Here is a 4,645-nt window from a genome sequence, read left to right on the forward strand (position 1 = left end):
CATCCTACGGGCTACCCACCCGACGGGCCGGGCACGGCCTCGATCCTGCGATCAGAACCGATAGCTCGCGCTGGTCATCAGGGTGCGCGGGTCGCCGGGCATGATCTGCACGGCGCTGGTGGCGGTGGCGTAGTAGGTCTTGTCGGCGATGTTGGTCAGCGCGGCCTTCAGGTCCCACTGCTCCAGGCGATAGCCGAGCAGGGCGTCCCAGCGGCCGTAGCCCGGCAGCGCCACGGTGTTGGCATTGTCGGCGTAGCGGTCGCCGACCAGGGTCAGGCCGGTCTCGCCATACAGGCCCTGCTCCGGCTTCCAGCTGAGGAACAGGCTGCCGTTGCGCTCGGCCACATCACCGATGCGCTTGCCTTCCAGGCCGTTGTTGTCCTTGACGATCTCCGCGTCCTGCAGGCCGATGCCGCCGCGCAGGTACCAGTGGCTGTAGAGGCGGCCGCTGGCGGTCAGCTCGATGCCACGGGAGCGCTGCAGGCCGGAGAGCAGGAAGTTGCCCGGGTTCAGCGGGTCGGAGGTACGGCGGTTGTACAGCTCGATCTCGTAGACGGCCAGGGTGGTGCTGAGGTTGTCCTCCAGCCAGTCGCTCTTCACGCCCACTTCGTACTGGCGGGTGTGCTCCGGGCCGGTGTCGTTGGTGTTGCTGGTGGCGCCGGCGGTGACGCCGATCAGGCCACCGCCCACCGGCGAGTAGGTCTTGCTGTAGGAGGCGTAGAAGGAGTGGTCGCGCAGCGGCGTCCAGACCACGCCGACGCGGGGGCTGAAGCTGTCGTCCACCTGCTGCTCGCTGCGGCGGGTGAGGCGGTTCTGGCTGTCCACGTCGAAGTGGTCGTAGCGCAGGCCGAACAGCACCTGCCACTGCTCGTCCAGGGTCACCTGGTCCTGGATGTACAGGGCGCGGCTGTCGATGCGGTGCTGGGCATCGCTGCTGGCGACCATGCGCCCGGTCTGCTGGCGAGTGGTGTCGGGGTTGAAGATGTCCAGCGAGGGCGCGGCGTTCGCGGCGCCGGTGGCGTTGGTGTAGAGCTTCGGGTCGCGGTGCTGGTTGCCCAGCTCCAGGCCGGTGAGCAGACGGTGCTCCAGGCCGGCGGTGTGGAACACGCCTTCCAGCTCGACGTTGTTGAAGATGTTGCGGGTGGTCAGGTCCTGCTGCCAGCGGGCACGGCCCACGGTGCGGGCGGCGGCGTTGACGCTGGTGACGTAGGTGTTGTCGAAATCGCTGTCGAGCTTGAACACGCCCAGGGTCTGGCGCAGTTGCCAGTCGGCGTTGATGTCGTAGGTCAGGCGCGAGCGCAGGGACTGCGCCTTGTCGTCGATGTAGTCGCGCTGCAGGTCGCTGTAGACGGTGTCGCGGCTGACGTCCGCCGGGTGGCCGTTGAGGCCGGGGATGCCGCGATCCGGGGTGCGGCGGTGGCGGCTGTACTCGTATTGCACCAGCCAGTTGAGGTCGGGGCTGAGTTGCCAGCTCATGGACGGCGCGAACAGCTGGCGGCTGGAGTCGATGCCCTTGCGGAAGCTGTTGGCGTCCTGCTCGCCCATGTTCAGGCGCAGGGAGAGGTTCTCGCTGGGGTCGGTGCTGAGGTCGGCATAGAGGCTGCGAAAGTCCTGGCTGCCCAGCTGCGCTTCCAGGGTCGAGTCCAGACCGGCCTGGGGCTGCTTGCTGATGCGGTTGACCAGGCCACCCTGACTGCCACGGCCGTAGAGCACCGCCGCCGGGCCCTTGAGCACCTCGATGCGCTCGATGTTGTGCAGGTCGCGGGTGTACTGGCTGTCGTCGCGGATGCCGTCCAGGTAGAAGTCGTTGCTGGCGTCGAAGCCGCGGATGCGCAGGCCGTCGAAGCGGGTGTCGCTGGCGTCGCTGACGTTGGGCAGGCCGGCGAGGGCCTGGGCGATATTACGGGTGCCGTAGCTGAGCACATCCTCGGTGCGCACCGTGTCGATCGCCTGGGGCACGTAGCGCACCGGAGTGGCGGTGCGCGTGGCGGTGGAGACCTCTTTCACCCTCGAGTCCTGGCTGCGCTTGCCGTCGACTTCGATGGCGGGCAGCTCGGTGGCGGCCATGGCCAGCGGCGACAGCAGCACAGAGGCCAGGCTCAGGGCCAGGGGTGAAAGGGCAGGCAGTTTGGCAGGGGTCGACATGGGGCAGGTCCGCATCCTGGTAGAGGGTAAAAGAATCGGTTGCGGATGATATTTATTTTCATTTGATCTTTATAGTCATTTGCATCGAAATATTTACACGATGCTGACATTCCCTCGTCCTCTTCCCTCGCACCGCTCCAGGCCGCGCCGTCCTTGGCATGCGTCCTTCATCGGGCCTGGCGCCGCGCTTGCCCGGAGGGCTCCTGGCGGCCCGGCCAGGGCTCGAAACCGATCACCACGCCCTGCCTTTCCGCGCGGTAGCCGGGAAACAGTTCGGCGATCCGGGCCGCCAGGCGTCGGCTGGCGGCACGCTCTTCATGGAGTTCACCGCGCATCGCGGGTGTCCTCCTCTTCGTCACGGCGCCGGTACCACAGGCGGAAGAACCCGGCCGCCAGCAACAGGGCGCCCTGGGAGAGCGCCACGCACAGCTGCAGGAAGGAGTTCACCGAGGGGTTGTTGCGCGGGTCGATGACGCCGGTCAGCGCATGCCAGAAGGACTCGGGCAGCACCATCAGCGCCAGGTTGGCCACCGGCTTGCCGGTGATCAGCCAGAGGTCGATGAAGCCGAAATTGCCGGCGAACATCAGGCCGCCGAGTATCAGTACCGAGACCACCAGGCCAAGGGCGAAGCAGGCTGTGAATTGCACCATTGCACGCATCGTTTCTTCCTCCTGAAGGGCGCGGCGGTGGCCGCGCCCGGGGTTATCAGCCCTGGACCTGGGCGGGTTTGACGGCACCAACGCCGTACCAGTCGAGCTTGCGGGTGAGCACCATCACGCAGGCCAGCAGGCCGAACACCAGCAGCGAGCCCATCAGCAGCGCGTAGTCCTCGGCGCTGAGCAGGCCGTAGAGCATCCCGTAGAGCGCCGCCAGCCCGGCGGTGAAGCCCGCGCCACGGGCCCAGCTGTGCAGCACGTGGCTGACGTAGAAGCCCACCAGCAGCACGCAGGCCGCCGCGGAGAGGCCGTAGGCCAGGGCGAACTCCAGGTGCTCGGACAGCGACAGCAGCAGCAGGTAGAAGAACGCCAGGGCCAGGCCCACCAGGGCGTACTGCACCGGGTGCACCGCCAGGCGCTTGAGCACTTCCATGAGGAAGAAGCCGGCGAAGGTCAGGCAGATGAACAGCAGGGCGTACTTGATGGCGCGATCGGTCTTCAGGTACTGGTCCACCGGGTCGACGAAGCTGACACCGAACACCTTGCTGTTGAAGGCCTCGCAACGCTCGGCGTAGGCACAGTTGGCCAGGGCCGCTTCCATGTCGGTGGCGAAGAAGCTGGTCTGCCAGCGGGCGCTGAAGCCGTCGTCACGCACCTCGCGCTCGGCGGGCAGGAACTCGCCGACGAAGCTCGGGTGCGGCCAGCCGGACTTCAGCTCCACCTGGCTGTCGCGCCCCACCGGGGTGATGCTCAGCGACTCGGTGCCCTGCAGCTTGAGGTCGAAGCCGAAGTCGAGGTTCTGCACCTCGCCCGCCTGCAGGCTGGGCAACGGCACATGCACGCCGCCGGCCAGTACCGGGTCGCCGCTGCCGGGCTGGAAGTCGAAGCTTCGGCCGTTGAGTTCCAGCTTCAGCGCATTGCTGATGCCGCGGATGTCGCTGATGCCCACCGCCAGGAACGGCGCCTCGAAGCGGTAGTCGGCCAGCCCTTCCCCGATGCCGTAGTTGGCCGGCAGCAGGAACTGCCCGCTCATGCGGCTATCGCTCTTGTACAACCGCGCCTGGTAGATGCCCCGGGCACGCAGCTCAGTGTCCACCTCGCCGGCCAGGCGCAGGCGCTCCGGCAGGAAGAACAGGCGGCTGCGTTCCTCTTTCTCGTCGAGGTAGCGCTGGCCGGTCTTCTCGTTGGTCTTCCACTCACGGATCACGCGGCGGTAGGGCACCACCAGGATCGGCCCCGTCACCTGCTGGCTGTAGCTGGAGCTCTGGGCGATGTTCTCCAGCACGCCATTGCGCGCCTGCTGACGCTCGTCGATCAGGCCGTCGATCATCAGCAGCGGAATCATCAGCAACAGGATCAGCAGGGCGATGGCGCCCAGCTTGAAACCCAGGGTACGGGTCATCTCGGACTCTCCTCATGTGTTCTCGATGGGGAAAGTCTGGAGCCCGCCCAAGGCGGCGTTATGGGGGAAGTGTGGAGTTTGTGTGGGGATTGGGTGGAGAGGGGGGATCGCTCATGCGGGGATCGTAGGATGGGTAGAGCGAAGCGAAACCCATCAGCGGAGTCGGGCGTTGCCCCATGGGTTTCGCTTCACTCGCAGAACGCCGCCCGGCCCACCCTACGAGGTACCCGATAATGCGTAATGCGCGAGACGGAACACCGCCCGGTGGATGGGTGAAGCGTCATCCACCCCACAGGCCACATTCGCGAATGAATTGGCTCTGTCTGCGTTAAGTGTTGCTAGAGGATTTGAGTCCAGCTTATTGCCGAGCTCTGGTGATGTTTCTGGTTTCGCCCCCCAGGCGAGTCCCTTTTTTCAATCGCCAAAAAAGGAACCAAAAAC

4 protein-coding genes are annotated in these 4,645 nt (G+C 66.1%); all 4 read right to left on the reverse strand.

The annotated features are described in order from the left end of the window. Positions 1-51 precede the first annotated feature (51 nt). The 4 genes from ACYJSS_RS30575 to creD all read right to left on the reverse strand — a co-directional run bounded on the left by ACYJSS_RS30575 (position 52) and on the right by creD (position 4,204). Positions 52-2,127 (reverse strand): TonB-dependent receptor, encoded by a 2,076-nt coding sequence (locus ACYJSS_RS30575; protein ID WP_236206601.1) that lies wholly within the window; start codon positions 2,125-2,127, stop codon positions 52-54. A gap of 185 nt (positions 2,128-2,312) precedes the next feature. Next, complete coding sequence (locus ACYJSS_RS30580; protein WP_158480923.1) at positions 2,313-2,480, reverse strand: hypothetical protein; 168 nt, start codon at positions 2,478-2,480, stop codon at positions 2,313-2,315. Next, on the reverse strand, positions 2,470-2,796 hold the full coding sequence (locus ACYJSS_RS30585; protein ID WP_236206594.1) for a hypothetical protein: 327 nt from the start codon (positions 2,794-2,796) through the stop codon (positions 2,470-2,472). The genes ACYJSS_RS30580 and ACYJSS_RS30585 overlap by 11 nt, the downstream gene beginning before the upstream one ends. A gap of 55 nt (positions 2,797-2,851) precedes the next feature. Then, complete coding sequence (creD, locus tag ACYJSS_RS30590; protein ID WP_236206595.1) at positions 2,852-4,204, reverse strand: cell envelope integrity protein CreD; 1,353 nt, start codon at positions 4,202-4,204, stop codon at positions 2,852-2,854. Positions 4,205-4,645 lie beyond the last annotated feature (441 nt).

It is taken from the genome of Pseudomonas sp. No.21, assembly GCF_054558415.1.